The 496-nt window shown below is 74.6% G+C and carries 1 protein-coding gene and 1 pseudogene; both read right to left on the minus strand.

The annotated features are described in order from the left end of the window. Positions 1-172 (minus strand): annotated as a pseudogene (locus CKO11_RS17645) (hypothetical protein); the annotation flags it as partial. Next, a partial coding sequence (locus tag CKO11_RS17280; protein ID WP_223641544.1) for an AIR carboxylase family protein occupies positions 169-496 on the minus strand: 328 nt, incomplete at its 5' end. The gene CKO11_RS17280 and the pseudogene CKO11_RS17645, both read right to left, overlap by 4 nt.

Here is a 496-nt window from a genome sequence, read left to right on the forward strand (position 1 = left end):
CATCGTGCACCCGATCCGCCACCTGCCCGGCCGGCGCCTGCCCGGCGCCGGGGGCGATGACGTGCACCCGGTAGCCCGAGCGGCGCGCCGCCATGGCGAGCATGCGCCCGAGCTGACCGGCGCCGAGGATCCCGATGGCTGCACCGGGGAGGATCGGCGCCGGGCCGCTCACGAGAGTTCCTCCCCGTAGACACGCTCGGCCTGTTGGGCACGGAACGCCCTCAGGGCTTCAGCGTAGCGGGGCTCCTCGCGGGCCAGCATGGCCACGGCGAACAGCGCGGCGTTGCGCGCCCCGGCGGTGCCGATGGCGAAAGTCGCCGTGGGCACACCGGCCGGCATCTGCACGATGGAAAGCAGCGAATCGAGGCCGTTGAGGGCCTTCGACTGCACCGGGACGCCGAGCACCGGCACGATGGTCTGCGCGGCGAGCATGCCGGGCAGATGCGCCGCGCCGCCGGCGCCGGCAATGATCGCCCGCAGGCCACGCTGCTCGGCC

The sequence above is a fragment of the Rhodobacter sp. TJ_12 genome (assembly GCF_020023995.1).
In the GTDB taxonomy this organism is placed as follows: domain Bacteria; phylum Pseudomonadota; class Alphaproteobacteria; order Rhodobacterales; family Rhodobacteraceae; genus Rhodobacter.